Source organism: Winogradskyella marincola (genome assembly GCF_029624125.1).
GTDB classification, from domain to species: domain Bacteria; phylum Bacteroidota; class Bacteroidia; order Flavobacteriales; family Flavobacteriaceae; genus Winogradskyella; species Winogradskyella marincola.
In genome coordinates this window covers 150,910-167,656 of the sequence record NZ_JARSBN010000007.1, presented here as the reverse complement: position 1 = coordinate 167,656, position 16,747 = coordinate 150,910, and the positions used below count along the sequence as shown (strand labels likewise).

The window sequence follows — 16,747 nt, the reverse complement described above, 5'->3', positions numbered from 1 at the left end:
AAAATAGCAATTACCATATTTATTTATATATTTGTGTAATCGATTACAATTAAAATAAAATTATGTCAAAATACGATACAAGATACGCGTCTAGTCCGCAAGCTGTAAAAAAGTACGATACCCAAGAATTGAGAGACGAATTCTTAATTGAGAATGTAATGAAAACTGATGAATTGAGATGGGTTTATTCGCACTACGATAGGTTTATGGTTGCAGGTATAGTGCCAGTAAGTACAACTGTAAAGTTAGAAACGATTGATCCTTTAAAAGCATCTTATTTTTTAGAAAGAAGAGAATTAGGAATTATCAATGTTGGTGAATCTGGTGTTGTAACTGTAGATGGTACAGTGTACGAGTTAGACCACAAAGAAGCTTTATATCTTGGTCAAGGTAACAAGGAAGTTGAGTTTTCTAGTAAAGACGGAAGTAATCCAGCAAAATTTTATTTAAACTCAACACCTGCTCACAAAACATTTCCAAACAAAAAAATTGGAACTAACGATGTTGAGGTTATAGAATTAGGTTCTGCAGAAACAGCTAATGCCAGAACACTTAGAAAATATATCGTAAATAGTGTTGTTGATGTATGTCAATTGCAAATGGGAATGACAACCATAAAAACAGGTAGTAGTTGGAATACTATGCCTGCTCACGTGCACGATCGTAGAATGGAAGTGTATTTCTATTTTGAAGTTCCAGAAGATCAAGCGGTAAGTCATTTTATGGGTGAGCCTCAAGAAACAAGACATATCTGGATGGGTAATGAAGAAGCTGTAATCTCACCACCTTGGTCTATTCACTCTGGTTCTGGTACAGCGAGCTATTCTTTTATTTGGGGAATGGCAGGTGAAAATCTAGACTACGGAGATATGGATGTTTGTAAAATCAACGAATTAAGATAAGCATAAAATTATGTTCGATTTAACCGGAAAAACAGCACTGGTTACAGGCTGTAAAAGAGGTATTGGCTTTGCTATGGCTGAAGCTTTAGCAGAAGCTGGAGCAGATATTATTGGTGTGTCAGCATCATTAGAAAAAGAAGGCTCTGCAATAGGACAACGCGTTGAAGAGCTAGGGAAAAAGTTCTCAGCTTATCAATGTGATTTTTCAAGTAGAGATTCATTATATAGCTTTATTAAGGCTGTAAAGTCTGACCACTCTAAAATAGATATCCTAGTTAATAACGCAGGTACTATTTTAAGAAAGCCAGCAGCTGAACATCCTGATGAGTATTGGGATAAAGTGATAGAAGTAAACTTAAATGCACAATTTGTTTTAAGCCGAGAAATTGGAAAAGATATGGTTGCTAATGGTTCTGGTAAAATCATTTTTACAGCATCATTACTGACTTTCCAAGGCGGAATTACAGTTCCAGGTTATGCAGCTTCAAAAGGTGCTATTGGTCAGTTAACGATGGCGCTTTCTAACGAATGGGCTTCAAAAAATGTACAGGTTAATGCTATTGCGCCTGGTTATATAGCAACAGATAATACCGAAGCATTGCGCAACGATGAAGACAGAAGTCAATCCATTTTAGCAAGAATTCCTGCTGGAAGATGGGGAACACCAAAAGATTTTAAAGGACCTATAGTTTTTCTGGCTTCAGAAGCAAGCGACTATATGAGTGGCTCAATTTTAACCGTAGATGGCGGTTGGATGGGTCGATAAATTTTCAAAATAGATGAAACAGTTTATACACGATAATTTTCTTTTAGAAAATAAATATGCTGAAGAGTTATATCATAACTATTCAAAAAATCAACCAATAATAGATTACCATAATCACTTGCCACCTCAAGAAATTTTAGAGGATAAAGTGTATAATAATCTTACCAAAGTGTGGATTAATGGCGACCATTATAAGTGGAGAGCTATGCGTACTTTGGGAGTTAATGAAAAGTATATTACTGGTGACGCGTCAGATAAGGACAAGTTTATGCAGTGGGCAAAAACAGTTCCTTACACAATGCGTAACCCTTTGTATCATTGGACGCATTTAGAGTTAACACGTTATTTTGGTGTTACAGATTTATTAAATGAAAAATCTGCAGAACGCATTTTCGAATCTACTTCCGAGCAGTTAAGTTCTTCAGATTACAGTTGTAGAAATTTACTTCGTAAGGTCAATGCCGAATTGGTTTGTACCACCGAAGACCCGATTGATACATTAGAGCATCACCAAGCACTTGCTAAAAGTGATTTCGAAATTAAAGTAAGCACAGCGTTTAGACCAGATAAGGCTATTTTAATAGCAAACGATGGTTATAATGATTATATGGATGCGCTTGGAAAAGCAGCCGATAAAGAGATTTCTAATTATCAAGATTTAAAAGACGCACTACGCAGTAGAATTGAATACTTCCATAATAATGGATGTAGATTGTGTGATCATGGTTTAAATCAAATTTCTTTTGTTGGCTATACAGATAATGAAGTTGAAACGATTTTCAAGAAGAAAAGAGCAGGAGATACATTAACAAAAGACGAGGTGCTTAAGTTTGAAACAGCTATTCTTTTATACCTGTCGGAAACGTATCATGAATTTGGTTGGGTACAGCAATTCCATTTAGGAGCATTAAGAAATAACAATGCGCGTATGCATAGTATTCTTGGGCCAGATACAGGTTGGGATTCTATTGGAGATTATCCACAAGCTGAAAAATTATCTGCATTTTTAAACGCATTAGACGGAAAAGATAAACTTACAAAAACCATAATTTATAACTTAAATCCTGCTGACAACGAAGTTATGGCGACCATGATTGGTAACTTTAACGATGGTAGTGTAAAAGGAAAAGTTCAGTTTGGTTCTGGTTGGTGGTTTTTAGACCAAAAGGATGGTATGACCAAGCAAATGAATGCCTTGTCTAATATGGGATTAATTAGCTGTTTTATTGGTATGCTTACCGATTCTCGTAGCTTTTTATCATTCCCAAGACACGAATATTTCAGACGTTTGCTTTGTAATCTTTTAGGAGACGAAATTCAGCGTGGTGAGTTGCCAAAAGAAGAGCTGGAATGGATTGGTAAAATCGTTTCAGACATCAGTTATTTTAATGCTAAAGAATATTTTAATTTTTAATTAGAAACGCATGTCTGACGCAGCTGTTTTTTTTGAGCAAGACAAGATAGAGTGGGAAGTTTTAGATGATAAAATTAGCCGTCAAATTGTTGGTTACGATGATACAATGATGATGGTTAATGTAAAGTTTAAAAAAGATGGTGTAGGTCAAATGCACAATCATTTTCATACGCAAACCACATACATTTCAAGTGGTAAATTTGAAGTGACTATTGATGACAAAATGAAAATTCTTGAAGAAGGGGATTCTTTTTTTGTGCCATCAAACGTTATGCATGGTGTTGTCTGTTTAGAAGAAGGCATGCTGGTAGATGTTTTTAATCCAGTAAGAAAAGATTTTTTAGAGAATAAAATTTAAAAGAGAAATTATGAAAAACGTATTCCAGCATTTTATTCTTTTAATAGCAGTGACGCTTACCGCATTTAGTTGTAGCGATACAAGCGATGTAGAAACTATTAAGTTGGCACATAGCTTAGACGTTAATCACTCTGTGCACAAAGCCATGGTGAAAATGGGTGAGGATTTGGCTGAAATTTCTGGCGGAAAAATGCAGTTAGAAATATACCCAAGTCAGCAATTAGGAACTGAGCGCGAGTGTATAGAATTGCTTCAAATCGGAAGCTTGGATATGACAAAAGTTTCCGTAGGTGTTATGGAAAATTTTGCACCACGCATGAAGGTTTTCGGTTTACCATATTTATTCAGAGACAGAGCACATGCTTTTGAAGTTTTAGACGGACCAATTGGTCAAGAGCTATTAGACGAAGGTACAAAGTACTGGATTAAAGGAATGTGTTATTACGATGCTGGTAGCAGAAGTTTTTACACTAAAGATAAGCCTATTAACTCTCCAGAAGATTTAAAAGGACTTAAAATTAGAGTAATGGAGAGTGTTACAGCAATGGATATGGTAAAAAGTTTAGGAGGTTCGCCAACACCAATTTCTTGGGGAGAGCTTTACACATCTTTACAACAAGGTGTTGTAGATGGAGCAGAGAATAACCCTCCAAGTTTTTATTTGTCCAGACACTATGAGGTTTGTAAATATTATTCGTTAGATGAGCATACCGTTTTACCAGATGTACTAATCATAGGAACACATGTTTGGGATCGTTTATCTGAACAACAAAAGAAATGGCTTCAGCAAGCTGTAGATCAATCTGTATCTTATCAACGCGAATTATGGGCAGAAGCAGAAAAAGAAGCTTTAGAGGAAGTTCAAAAAGCAGGAGTAACTGTGGTAAGACCAGATAAATCTAGCTTTGCCAATGATGTAGAAGGAGTATACGAAGCATACAGTAAAGATGATGATATGAAAGATCTTATAAACCGCATAAAGAATAACTAATAATGAGAAAAAAGATAGATAAGATTTTAGGAAACCTTCTCATTGTTATTATGGGAGTTATGGTAGTCAATGTAATTTGGCAAGTATTTACAAGGTTTGTTGTAGGTACGCCAAGTTCTTTTACAGATGAGTTGGCTAGATACCTTATGATTTGGTTGGGTATTCTGGGTGCAGCTTATGTTTCAGGAAGAAACATGCATGTTGCAATTGATGTATTACCTCAAAAAGCTTCAAATAAGACACAAAAACACCTAAAGTTAGTAGTATATGTGCTTATTATTTTGTTTGCATTGTTTGCTATGGTAATTGGAGGTTGCAGATTGGTTTACATTACCTATGTTTTAGATCAGCAATCACCAGCATTACAAATTCCTTTAGCCTTTGTGTATTTAGCAATTCCGGTAAGTGGATTACTAATTATTTACTATAAAATTTCAGACATCATTAATATCGAATAATATGGATTACATCCCAATTTTAGTTTTAGTTTTAAGTTTTGTTGGTTTGCTTTCAATAGGTACACCAGTAGCTTGGAGTATTTCTATTTCGTCTGTATTAACGATGTTAGTTAGTATTCCTGCTTTACCAGCTTTTACAACAGTTTCTCAACGTATGGGAACAGGTTTAGATAGTTTTGCCTTGCTTGCCATACCGTTTTTTATCCTCTCAGGACAATTGATGAATAAAGGAGGTATTGCACACCGACTCATAGCTTTTGCCAAGACACTTGTAGGTTCTTTACCAGGTGGATTAGCTTTAATAAATGTTATAGGAGCAATGTTAATGGGAGCTATTGCAGGTTCTGCAATGGCATCAGCTTCTGCAATGGGAAGTATTCTTGGTCCTGAAATGGAAAAAGAAGGTTATTCCAAAGAGTTTGGTGCTGCAGTTAATATTACTTCTGCAACAACAGGATTAATCATTCCGCCAAGTAATGTACTTATTGTATATTCCTTAGCTAGTGGTGGTGTTTCTATTGCTGCATTATTCTTAGCAGGTTACATTCCTGGGATCATTACAGGACTATTCCTAATGATGGTTGCTATGTTTTGGGCTAAAAAGAAAAAATATAAACTAGGAAAGCGTAGTTCTTTAAAAGATGTATTTAAAACATTTATTGATGCTGTTCCAAGTTTATTTTTATTGGTTATAGTAATTGGTGGAATTGTAACAGGAATTTTTACAGCTACAGAAGCTTCTGCAATAGCAGTACTTTACACATTGATTCTAGGTTTTGCATACAAAGAAATTAGTTTTAAAACCTTACCTCAAATTTTATTAGACTCTTCATCTACAACAGCAGTTGTAATGCTATTGATAGGTGCATCAATGAGTATGTCTTGGGTAATGTCTTTTGAGAATATTCCTCAGAGTATCAGTGCTTCATTATTAGCAATAAGTGATAATCCAATCATCATATTATTAATCATCAATCTAATTTTATTGTTTGTGGGCATATTTATGGATATGACTCCAGCAGTATTAATCTTTACACCAATATTTTTACCAGTAGTAGAAGGTCTAGGTATGGATCCTATACAATTTGGTATCATCATGGTTTTAAATTTATGTATTGGGCTCTGTACACCACCTGTAGGCTCCGTCCTCTTTGTAGGTGTTGGTGTTGCAGAAACTACAATTCAAAAAGTAATGAAACCATTGCTACCATTGTTTTTAGCTATGGTAGTAGCTTTATTTTTAGTAACATATTTCCCACAATTAACACTTTGGTTGCCAAGTGTTTTCAACCTTTAAAATAGATTAAAATGTCAGTGACTGTAGATAACAAATTAAATAGATCTAATTTAGGATTAGAAGAAAAATCACCGATAAAAGTCGTACAATTTGGAGAAGGTAATTTTTTAAGAGCCTTTGTTGAGTATGCATTTCAAAAATTAAATCAAAACGCTGATTTCAATGCTGGTGTTGCTGTGGTGCAACCTATTGATAGAGGTATGGTTGATATGTTGAATGACCAAGACGGACTATATACATTGTTCTTAAAAGGGATTCAAAAAGGTAAAGAAATTCAGACGAAAGAGCTTATCACAAATATTGTAAAAGGTGTAAATCCATATGCCGATTTTCAACAGTATTTAGACCTTGCGAAAGAAGAAGAGTTACAATTTATTATATCTAACACAACCGAAGCTGGTATCGCTTATGTAGAAAGTGATACTTTAGAAATGCAACCACCAAGTTCATTTCCCGCGAAACTTACCGTGTTATTATATGAGCGTTTCAAGCATTTCAATGGTGCTTCAGACAAAGCATTGACGATTATTCCGTGTGAATTAATCAATTATAATTCTGATACTTTAAAAGAAATAATTTTAAAATATTGTGCAGATTGGAAGCTTGAAGATGGATTTAAAACCTGGTTAACGCAAGACTGTTCATTTCATAATACTTTGGTAGATCGCATTGTTCCTGGTTATCCAAAAGATCAAATTGAAGAGTACAATGCGCAGTTAGAATATAAAGACAATTTAATTGTTTCAGCTGAAGCATTTCTACTTTGGGTTATTGAAGGAGGCGATGACTTAAAAGCCAAATTACCTTTCGATAAAACCGATTTAGACGTAAAAATTGTTGCAGATATGCAACCATATCGTACTAGAAAAGTACGTATTTTAAATGGTGCGCATACCTCAATGGTGCCATTTTCGTTGCTTTACGGAAACGAAACGGTAAAAGAAACCGTTGATAATGAATTTACAGGAGCTTTTGTAAACAGTGCTATTTTTGATGAAATCAATCAGGTGTTGCCAATGGATAAAGCAGAATTAGACAGTTTTGCTGAAGAAATCCTAGACCGTTTTAGAAACCCATTCATCAAGCATAAGTTAGCTGATATTGCTTTAAATTCCATTTCAAAATTTAAGGTGAGAGTATTACCAAGTTTATTGGAATACAACGAGAAATTTCAAAAGTTACCAGCGCATTTAACCTTTGCTTTTGCGTGTTTAATTCGTTTTTATAAAGGCGAATGGAATGGCGAAGCATTGCCTATAAAGGATAGTGAAGACATTGTAAATGCTTTCAAATCAATTTGGTCAACTGATGATTACAAAGCTGTTGCTACAGCAGCATTACAAAACACGACGTTTTGGGACGAAGACCTTACAAAAGTAAATAACCTTGTAGATGCTATTGCATTGGCATTAGAAGAAATTGAAGCTAATGGTGTTGAGCAAGGTTTGAAAAATTTCAAGAATAAATTATAAGATTAATAAACCGAGAGGTGATGCAGAAGAAGTTAATAAAAGTACATCCAACAGATAATGTCGCAGTGGCTTTGGTCAATCTAAAAGCTGGAGACGTTATAGCATTTGAAGGTCAAGACATCAAAGTGATTTCAGATGTTAAGGCGAAGCATAAAATCGCGATGAATGATTTTGGTGCTGGCGACCGCATTATGATGTACGGAGTTTTAGTAGGAAAAGCGAGTGAAGCTATAGCGAAAGGTGATGTGCTTACCACTGAAAATGTAAAACATCAAAGTGCAAAAGTCACTCAAAAAACTGATACCATTGGTTGGTCTGTTCCAAATGTAGATAAGTGGAAAGACAAAACATTTATGGGTTACCATAGAGAAGATGGACAAGTTGGTACTGCCAATGTTTGGTTGTTTTTTCCTTTGGTGTTCTGCGAAAACAGAAATATTGAACTACTAAAAGATATTTTTGAAAAAGAATTACTGACTCAAAAATCTAATAACCATAGAATGTTATTACGTTCGTTGGTAAATGAAGATAATGGAACTACAGCAGTAGAGCCAGAGCAAACCACGAATGTTTTTGATAATATTGAAGTAAAATTCATCACGCATCCTGGAGGTTGTGGTGGTATTCGTCAAGATTCTGAAAGTTTAGCGCGTTTGTTGGCTGGTTATGTGAAAAACCCGAATGTAGCAGGAGCAACCGTGTTGAGTTTGGGTTGTCAAAATCTTCAAATTGATATTTTCAATAAAGCATTAGAAGCGATTAGCCCAAACAACAAAAAACCAGTGTTGATGTATGAGCAGCAACAAATGGGAACTGTTGACGAAATGCTAACAGCGATTATAAAAAATTCGTTTGAAGCCATTAAGGAAGCGAATAAAATTGAACGTCAACCAGCACCTTTATCGAAGCTTAAAGTAGGTTTAGAATGTGGTGGTTCTGATGGTTTTTCAGGTATTTCAGCCAATCCAACTTTAGGTTACACTTCAGATATGTTAGTTGCACTAGGAGGAACGGCAATTTTAGCTGAATTCCCAGAGCTTTGTGGTGTAGAGCAGGAGTTGGTAAATAGATGTGTAGAAGAAGACAAAGCGAATAAGTTTTTAAGCTTAATGCAAGCCTTTGAAAAATCTGTTGTAGATGCTGGTTCTGGTTTTGATATGAATCCATCACCAGGAAACATCAAAGATGGATTGATTACTGATGCTATGAAATCTGCAGGTGCTGCTAAAAAAGGTGGTACGTCACCAGTTGTTGATGTTTTGGATTATGGCGAATATGTTACAAATCCTGGCCTTAACTTATTGTGTACACCAGGAAATGATGTAGAAAGTACCACAGCAATGGTAGGTTCTGGAGCAAACATTGTGTTGTTCACAACAGGTTTAGGTACACCAACCGGAAACCCAATTACACCAGTGATAAAAGTATCTTCTAACTCGGAGTTAGCAGCAAAAATGAGCGATATCATTGATGTAGATACAGGTGATGTGATTAAAGGCGAAAAGACTATAGAAGAAATGGCAGAAACAATGCTTCAGTACATAGTTGATGTAGCAAGTGGTACCATAAAGTCTAAAGCAAGTATTTTAAATCAAGATGATTTTATTCCTTGGAAACGAGGAGTGTCTTTATAAAATTAAGTTTTCAGCTAGAGTTAAGCAGAAGCTTCACTTTTCACTTTAAGTGAAGAATCTCTGATAATTAATTCTGGCTGAAGTACTATTTTTTCGCTTTCCTTTTTAGGTGTTTTACTGTCTACTTCCTTTAAAAACACTTTAGCGGCAATTCTACCCATTTCAATCGGAGACTGATCTACAGAAGTGATAGAAAGTTCCATAAATTTGGTAAAAGGCTCGTTACTAAATCCAACAACGCTGATATCTTCAGGAATTCTTAAACCATGATCTTTTATTTCCTGTATAGCACCTAAAGCGCTAAAATCTGAAGAAGAGAAAATAGCATCAGGTGGATTTTTCATTTTTAGTAATTTTTTGACTGTTTTTCGTCCTTCTAAAACTTTACTAAAGGTTTCTATAACCAAACTTTCATCAAACTCTAATCCATGATCTATAATGGCTTGTTTGTAGCCTAAATAACGATTTTTAAAGATCTCTAACGACCTGTTGTTAGATAGATGAGCAATACGCTTACAACCTTGTTCTATAAGGTGTTTTGTGGCTTGGTAAGCGCCATTAAAGTCATCAATGGTCACGGAACTTACACCTGGAATTTCTTTTTTTCTATCGAAGAAAATTAATGGTACTTTTTTCTGAGCAATACTATCAAATACGTTACTTTTTGATTTGGCGTTAGAAATAGACATTAAGATACCATCAACTTGTGCATTTAACAACGAATTAATGTTACCGGTTTCTAGATTTTCCTGATCGTGTGTTTGGCAAATAATAACGTGGTAACCTTTTGGGTACAATTCTTCTTCAATACCTCTAATAACGGATGCAAAGAAATTACTGTCCATACGAGGAACAATAACACCAACGTTATAACTTTTTCCACTTTTTAACGCTCTTGCAAGTGTGTTTTGCTCATAGTTCATTTTTTTTGCAGTTTCTTGAACTAGTTTGCGCGTTTTTTCACTAATTTTTGGGTTGTTATTTAATGCTCTAGATACAGTTGCAGCGGTAAGACCAACCTCTTTGGCTATATCGTAAATCGTAGTCTTTTTCTTCATTAAATTCAAGTACAGAATAAACATGTAAATCTAAGCATTTTATTTTAAGTAAGTTTTGTTTCTAGGAAGAAATTCGCTATACTTGTGTAATCGATTACATTAATTTTTTAGATAATGAAAAACATCAATATTATCATATTACAAGTTATTGTAATACTGTATCTATTACCAACTCTTGGTTGCAGTAGTGATAGCTCTGGTGGCTCTTCAGAAACTATTGCGGTTTCTTCGATAACTATTTCAGGAAGTACTATAACAGATGGAGGATCGAGTCAACTTTCTGTTTCTGTTTTGCCTAGTGATGCGACAAACAGTGCTGTAACTTGGATGGTTAATAACAGTAGTGTTGCTACTATCTCTAACTCTGGTTTGTTAACAGCAATTTCTAATGGTTCGGTTACAGTTAGAGCGACAGCACAAGATGGCTCTAATGTGTTTGCTGAGAAAATGTTTGAAATTTCTGGAGTCAGTGATCCTGTTAATGGTACTGTAGTAGAAACGTCGCAACAACTTCTAGCCGCAATTGCTTCTGCTAATTCAGGTGAGACAATTTACGTTAGAGGAGGAGACTATATTTTCAATTCTACCATACAAATTACGGGAAATGGTTCTGGCAACAATTTAATTTCGCTTTTCGCTTATCCTTCGGACACTGAAAGACCTCGATTTAATTTTTCGTCCATGTCTGAAAATTCATCTAACAGAGGTGTTGAACTTTCTGGTGATTACTGGCATATTAAAGGCATAGATATTTATGCTGCTGGCGATAATGGTATGCATATTTCTGGAAACAATAATACTATAGAATTTTGCACATTTAGTGAAAACAAGGACTCAGGATTACAGATTGATGGAGGTGGAAGTAATAATATTATTCTGAATTGTGATTCGTACTACAATGCAGACGCTTCTCTAGAAAATGCAGATGGGTTTGCATGCAAATTAAATGCTGGATCCAATAATAAATTTATTGGTTGTAGGGCTTGGCAAAACTTAGATGATGGTTGGGATGGCTACTTAAGAGATACAGATAATATTTCGACTACCTACGAAAACTGTTGGGCTTTTAAAAATGGATATTTAATGGATGGAACTGTTGGTGCTGGTGATGGAAACGGTTTTAAAACTGGAGGTAGTGATGATAAAACATTAAAGCATAATGCTGTGTACACCAATTGTATTGCAGCAGGTAATGTTTATGATGGTTTTGATCATAATAGCAATAGAGGAGAGGTAGAAATCTATAACTGCTCAGCTTACAGCAATGGACGCAATATTAACTTTAGTTCTACTAATATTGCTCAATTTTTACTGATAAAAAACACAGCTTCTTTTGCCGGAAATAATAATGATAGCTATTCTGCTACTACAACAGATATATCTAGTAACGGATGGCAGAATGGTATTACCACTAATGCTTCGGATTTTATAACTGTTGACATTGATTTACTTGCTTCTCCAAGAAATGAAGACGGAAGCTTACCTAATATAGATTTCTTAAAATTAGTTTCTGGAAGCGACTTAATTGATGCTGGTGAAGATGTTGGACTTCCGTTTAATGGTACAGCACCAGATATTGGTGCTTTTGAATTTAATTAAAGCAAAATATGCTAGTAGATGTATTTATAGTTCATCTACTAACATATGAGCATAAACTTCTATATTAGAATAATGCTCATTTAAGGTATTTAAGTGGGCATCTTTTTTGTTTTTATTTAGCTGTAATTTTCGCTCCCATTTGTCTGGTATACCATCGTTATCAGAGTCTTTTGAAGCTTTCTTAGCTTTTATTTTAGGCCAACCACCAACATTATCCTGCGAGTCTATAATTCCGTTTTTGTAGCTTGGTTTATCCTTTTTTATGCTCTTTATAATCCTTTTGTCTACTTTGTCTCTGTTAAAGCTGGCACCAGCTTGTTTAAGCACGTTTTTATAAGCAATTTCGGTATTGGTAGTTTGAACATTGTTGTTAATATCAACAGCTTTTTCAAGTTTTGTAAGTTCTGGTTGATCGCATTGAACACCACCATTCCAATTGTTATTAGTGATGTCTTCGTAATTGTAAACGAAGTTTCCATCAACATAGAATTTTCCGTAAGGTTCAGAAGGGCTTACAATTCTGTCTAATTTTGAAGATGTTGTTGCAGGTCCTGATTTAAAATAATTGTTCACAATATTGTAAGTACCTTCTTCGCCACCATAAATACTATTTTCGCCCCAATTATATATTACGTTATTTCTGAAATCAACAAATTCATCTTCAGAATTTTTAGTGGTTTTAGAGCCGCTAAATCTTGGGTTTCTGCTATTGTTATTAGCAATTAGATTATGGTGAAACGAAGCGTTTACTCCTCCCCAAATTCCTCCATAACCATGAGCGCCTTTTTTGTGTACAGATCTGTTTAGAGCTTCTGAAACAATGTTCCATTGAAACGTAAAATTTTTGTTGTTATAAAATGAAGCATTTTCATCTGTTGCCCAACTGATAGAGCAGTGGTCTATAATTACATTTTCGGTATTTCTACAACCAAGAGCATCACCTTCAATACCATTAACATCTCCCATTCTAAATCTCAAGTATCTTACAATAACATTATTAGATTTTATAGTTACAGGATAGCCTTTTATGGTAATGCCACCACAAGGAGCTGTTTGTCCTAATATGGTTAAATTTCCTTTGTTGATATCTAATTTAGACTGAAGCTCAATAGTACCAGATACATCAAAAACAATAATTCTGGCACCTTTTTTTTGAATGCCTTTTCTAAGGCTACCTTCTCCGCTATCATTTAGGTTCGTTACTTTATAAATAAAGCCACCTCTTCCACCTGTGGCATATTGCCCAAAGCCTTCTGCAGTAGGAAACGCTTTTTGTTGAGCAGAAAGACCAAGAATGGTTATTAGGCTTATTAACAATATGAAGTTTATTTTTTTCATGTAATATTCTTCCATTTTCAATTTAATAAAAAAAGGAGAAATGTTATTTAAAACAAATCTCCTTCTTTAAAGACTAACTTATCTAAATATTATTGTCTCCAACGTGGATCTCCAACTTGGTTATCAATTAAAGATTGTGTTGTAATTGTGAAATCTCCATTAAGAGGATCTACAAAACCAGGATCTAAAGTTGTATAACTTGATGATGTGTCATATCTAGGTACTGTAGGATCATAGAATGTAGGTGCATTAAAATAATTGTTGTTACTAAATGAAATGAACTCATCCGTTCTGTCTTGATCCGAATAACCTTCTGATTCAGTATCTGTAATTAAAGTATTTGTTACAGTGATGTCATTGTCTTCAAATCTTACGTACAGAATTCTTCTGCTTGAAGAATTGGAACAAGCATATAAAGTACAACTGTCTATAGAGATATTACAAAGGTTGCCGTTAGATGCAAGTGTTCCTGCATCATCAATTCTAAAGAAATCTCTTCCAGGTGCACAATTGTTGAATGTGCTGTTGCTGAAATTTACGTTTAATACATCAGAATTTCTGAAATCAAAGAAATCACCACCACTTGTTAAGACATTTGTAACAACACAGTTCTCAACTGTTATAGATTGCACAATAGCGTCAGTAACATTTCCTGCTATAAATGATCTGTTGTAATCATGAACATTACAACCACTTACCAATAAAGAGTTAAAGTTTCCTGTAGCAGTATACCTTAACATGTCGGTTAAGTCTGTAGCAACATCTCCTGTAAGATCTAAATCTATAAGTTCTACATCTGTTGCACCATCTACAATAGAGAAGCTTAATTTTAATAAAGGCTTATCAAAACTGTAAAGACCTCTAATAGTTAAAGATTTGTCTAATGTAATTGTACCTACTTGAGCAGTATAATCACCAGCATCTAATACTAAAACATCACCTGGATCAGCATCAGCTACCATTTGAAATATATCATCTGTAGGAGTAACTAATATACCATCTCCAATATCAATACCAGTAGTAAAATCTAATACACCTCTTATTGTAGAGCCGTTAAGAATTTGTACAGTATAATCTGTTTCACCTGTTAAACCAGTTACAGTTGCAACACCTTCTGCAATTTCTTGTGCAGATAAAGTATAGGTAATGTTACCTGGTACTAAAAATAACTCAGTTACAGCAGTGTTTGGTAACCATCTAAATGTAGCTTCAGTAGCTAAAATATCTTCTGGTACTATAGGGTAAAAAATCTGCTCAGTTAATGTTTCGGCAGTAGTAGTAGCATACGTAGAGTTTTCTAAACCTCTAGAGCTAATTGCTTGTACTCTTATATAGTAGAATGTTTCTTGTTGCATTTCTACCTGAACAGGAACCTGCTCATAGGTAACATTAACAGTTTCTACGATAGTAGAAAAAGATGCATCTTCACTAAATTCAATAACATAGTCATTAACATAAGGATCAGAATCCCATTGGAGTTCAACAATTACTTGGTTTCTAATAAACGATTGTAATCCTACCGGAGCAAATTCGCGACTTACGTTTAGCTCTTCAATAACTTCATCAGGACTGTCACATCCCGAAAATGTGAATAGTAGAGAAAGAACCACTATTGAACATTTTAAAATATATTTTGCTTTCATCATGTTTTAAGTTTCTTAATTAATAGTTATTAATAGCCGTAATCGTTAACCAATTGACCATTACTTGCGTCTAAAAAGACTTGCCATATTGGCCAAAACTGTCTGTCGTCTGGATTTACACCTAACTTGTATATAGAGTTAATCATGTCGTCCTCTAAAATAGTCCAATCTTGAGCAGAATAATCTGGTCCAGGATTTTCCGTTTCATTTCTATTTAAACCATAGATGTCTAACGTTTCGCCATCCTCTTGGTATTTGTAGTAAAGTGTTGTAGGTACATCTGCATACTCACCAATTCTATTTTTTAGATTGAACATTTTAGCTTTTGCTTCATCTAAATTAGCCCCAAGTAAGTTCCAGCGAATAAGGTTCATTTTACGTTCCATTTCACCAGTAAATTCGTATTTGTGCTCATTGATTATAGCATCAAGCATGTCTGCAGGACTTGATAAAGCATCAACATAAGCGTCAACTTTTTCGGCATGTAATTCAGAAGGGAATGCTCTTCTTCTTAATGCTTTTAAGTAAGGTGCAGCAGCTCCAGGACCTTGTAATTCATTAGCAGTTTCTGCAGCAATCAGTAATACTTCAGCATAACGCATGTAAATTTTATTTACACCATCATCATTAGTAGAAGTTACATAACGATTCATCCACTCGTATCTGTATTTTCCGAAATACCATGTGTCAAGATTAACTAATTCTTGTTGAGCAAAACCATCTGTAGGATTTCCCCATTGGTAAGGTACACAAGTAACATCTCTACGAGTATCTTGTTCGTCAAAATCATAGAATACAGTTGGTAATGGACCAGCAATACCACCTCTTGCCTGACCAGTATGTTGGTCTACACCTCTGTGTCTTACAGCAAAAGAGAATAATACTCTACCACGACCTGCAGCAAATGGTATTTCCCAAAGTGACTCACCACCTGCAACAACAGATTCTTCATTGTAATTTCTCCATAAAGTTTCAAAAGAAGGCTCTAAGCTTGCTTTTCCACTATTAATAACGTCTGTAGCTTCATTAAAAGCTAAAGTGTACATATTTTGAACAGAAAGATCTGGATCATTACTTCTTCTTATACCATCAGGATATTGTTGGAAACCAGAAGCAGCAAGTGCTAATCTAGCTCTAAAAGCTTTAACAAAAGCTTTGTTTGCTTTCTCTACAGTAGTAGTTGTAGCGTTATCGTTTGGCCAAGCTACTAATTCTTCAGCTTCACCTAAGTCAGCAATGATTTGCTTGTATATAACATCTCTGCTTGATTTAGGTAGATATAATGTCTCTGCAGAAATAGGCTCAAAACGCGCAGGTACATCACCCCAAGTTTTTAATAAATCTGCATAATAAATAGCTCTATAAGTTAAAGCTTCTCCAAGTAGCTGTCCAAGAGCTGTTCCTGGCTCAGGATTACCGTAAGTTCTTAAACCTCTAATACAAAGGTTTGCACGTTCTATACCAGCATACATCATAGCCCAAACGTTATTGTCTCTGTTCATTTGAGTATTAGTAGGTGTAGCATCGTATATCATTAATTCTCCTTGAGAGCTTCCTACTTCATCAGAACTGTAATTCCATTCTGTATCAGTATTAAAACCATAAAACGGAATATAGCGACCTCTGTAAGAGTTGGTTTGTCCCATACGCTCTAGTATACCATCTACAGCACCTCTAGCTAAATCTGGTGTAGAGAAGATAACTGATTCATCTCCAGATGATGGAGCAGGCGCATCTAAAAAGTCTTCATCAAATTCTTGACAGGAATTAAATAATCCTGCTAGAAAGATCAGTGTTAGAAATATTGTTTTTTTCAT

At 34.9% G+C, this 16,747-nt stretch carries 14 protein-coding genes; 10 read left to right on the top strand and 4 right to left on the bottom strand.

Annotated elements, in window-relative coordinates:
• Nucleotides 1-62 precede the first annotated feature (62 nt).
• Genes kduI through P7122_RS13060 form a run of 9 tightly spaced genes read left to right on the top strand, consistent with a single transcriptional unit; the run spans nt 63 to nt 9,292 of the window.
• The gene (kduI, locus tag P7122_RS13100) at nt 63-902 is read left to right on the top strand and encodes a 5-dehydro-4-deoxy-D-glucuronate isomerase (RefSeq protein WP_278006258.1); all 840 of its coding nucleotides are present in this window, start codon (nt 63-65) and stop codon (nt 900-902) included.
• 10 nt (nt 903-912) lie between these two features.
• Nucleotides 913-1,668 carry an SDR family oxidoreductase gene (locus P7122_RS13095; RefSeq protein WP_278006257.1) on the top strand — a complete coding sequence of 252 codons (756 nt, stop codon included), beginning with the start codon at nt 913-915 and terminating at the stop codon, nt 1,666-1,668.
• A gap of 13 nt (nt 1,669-1,681) precedes the next feature.
• A complete protein-coding gene (gene uxaC / locus P7122_RS13090; RefSeq protein WP_278006256.1) occupies nt 1,682-3,082 on the top strand; it encodes a glucuronate isomerase in 1,401 nt (466 codons plus the stop codon).
• Nucleotides 3,083-3,092: 10 nt separating this feature from the next.
• Complete coding sequence (locus P7122_RS13085; RefSeq protein WP_278006255.1) at nt 3,093-3,440, top strand: cupin domain-containing protein; 348 nt, start codon at nt 3,093-3,095, stop codon at nt 3,438-3,440.
• A 10-nt stretch (nt 3,441-3,450) separates the two neighbouring features.
• Nucleotides 3,451-4,431, top strand: coding sequence for a TRAP transporter substrate-binding protein (locus P7122_RS13080; RefSeq protein WP_278006254.1), 981 nt, complete (start codon nt 3,451-3,453; stop codon nt 4,429-4,431).
• Nucleotides 4,432-4,433: 2 nt separating this feature from the next.
• Complete coding sequence (locus P7122_RS13075; RefSeq protein WP_278006253.1) at nt 4,434-4,889, top strand: TRAP transporter small permease; 456 nt, start codon at nt 4,434-4,436, stop codon at nt 4,887-4,889.
• A 1-nt stretch (nt 4,890) separates the two neighbouring features.
• Nucleotides 4,891-6,186 carry a TRAP transporter large permease gene (locus P7122_RS13070; protein ID WP_278006252.1) on the top strand — a complete coding sequence of 432 codons (1,296 nt, stop codon included), beginning with the start codon at nt 4,891-4,893 and terminating at the stop codon, nt 6,184-6,186.
• Between the two features lie 11 nt (nt 6,187-6,197).
• Nucleotides 6,198-7,658 carry a tagaturonate reductase gene (locus tag P7122_RS13065; RefSeq protein ID WP_278006251.1) on the top strand — a complete coding sequence of 487 codons (1,461 nt, stop codon included), beginning with the start codon at nt 6,198-6,200 and terminating at the stop codon, nt 7,656-7,658.
• A 20-nt stretch (nt 7,659-7,678) separates the two neighbouring features.
• Nucleotides 7,679-9,292: a UxaA family hydrolase gene (locus tag P7122_RS13060; RefSeq protein WP_278006250.1), complete on the top strand. Its 1,614-nt coding sequence runs from the start codon at nt 7,679-7,681 to the stop codon at nt 9,290-9,292.
• A 20-nt stretch (nt 9,293-9,312) separates the two neighbouring features.
• On the opposite strand, the gene P7122_RS13055 is transcribed toward P7122_RS13060, so the two are convergent.
• Complete coding sequence (locus tag P7122_RS13055; protein WP_278006249.1) at nt 9,313-10,350, bottom strand: LacI family DNA-binding transcriptional regulator; 1,038 nt, start codon at nt 10,348-10,350, stop codon at nt 9,313-9,315.
• A 114-nt stretch (nt 10,351-10,464) separates the two neighbouring features.
• Here P7122_RS13055 and P7122_RS13050 point away from each other — a divergent pair, with 114 nt between their 5' ends.
• On the top strand, nt 10,465-11,949 hold the full coding sequence (locus P7122_RS13050) for a right-handed parallel beta-helix repeat-containing protein (RefSeq protein ID WP_278006248.1): 1,485 nt from the start codon (nt 10,465-10,467) through the stop codon (nt 11,947-11,949).
• 24 nt (nt 11,950-11,973) lie between these two features.
• On the opposite strand, the gene P7122_RS13045 is transcribed toward P7122_RS13050, so the two are convergent.
• From P7122_RS13045 to P7122_RS13035, 3 genes are all read right to left on the bottom strand, one after another.
• Complete coding sequence (locus P7122_RS13045) at nt 11,974-13,287, bottom strand: pectate lyase family protein (RefSeq protein ID WP_278006247.1); 1,314 nt, start codon at nt 13,285-13,287, stop codon at nt 11,974-11,976.
• Between the two features lie 89 nt (nt 13,288-13,376).
• Nucleotides 13,377-14,933, bottom strand: coding sequence for a DUF5123 domain-containing protein (locus P7122_RS13040; protein ID WP_278006246.1), 1,557 nt, complete (start codon nt 14,931-14,933; stop codon nt 13,377-13,379).
• A 26-nt stretch (nt 14,934-14,959) separates the two neighbouring features.
• On the bottom strand, nt 14,960-16,747 hold the full coding sequence (locus P7122_RS13035; RefSeq protein WP_278006245.1) for a RagB/SusD family nutrient uptake outer membrane protein: 1,788 nt from the start codon (nt 16,745-16,747) through the stop codon (nt 14,960-14,962).